Raw genomic sequence first — 517 nt, forward strand, 5'->3', positions numbered from 1 at the left:
GGCAAAATGAAGAAATAATTCCACAGCCAAATGCTGATGTAAAAAATAAGAATCTAAAAAATGGTAACTTTTCTATGATAAAACTACGAGCTATTGATGATAACTGACGCTGTATGGATAAATCGGCACCAAAAAATACAGCAACATTGCCAAAACATGATATAGTGCATATTAGATAATAAAAACCTATTTGTTCATCATTATATACTCTAATCAAGAAAAAATAGAATATCAGCATTAATATAACTGATAATAACCTAAGAAGTGTCAGACTAAAGATTTTACCACTTAAATTAATCATATTAGAGATAGTTGTATGCCTAATTAACTTGAGGATTTAAAATTTGGAAATTGTTATTAATGCGACAGGTGGATTTATTAACTTTTTCTCGGAGAGTAACATTAAAAAAGTGATAAATGGCTTCGTGGAATACTCTGGGAGATGCAAAATAGCGTTCGTCCATGAACTTCCTGAGTCGCTTAATCTGATTCAAGTTAGGGCTGTAAGGTGGTAGAT

1 pseudogene is annotated in these 517 nt (G+C 31.1%); it reads right to left on the bottom strand.

The features are described from left to right. Positions 1-320: 320 nt before the first annotated feature. Positions 321-517 (bottom strand): annotated as a pseudogene (locus V2H77_RS00105) (IS630 family transposase); the annotation flags it as partial.

Source organism: Photorhabdus sp. P32 (assembly GCF_038085095.1).
GTDB lineage: Bacteria > Pseudomonadota > Gammaproteobacteria > Enterobacterales > Enterobacteriaceae > Photorhabdus > Photorhabdus luminescens.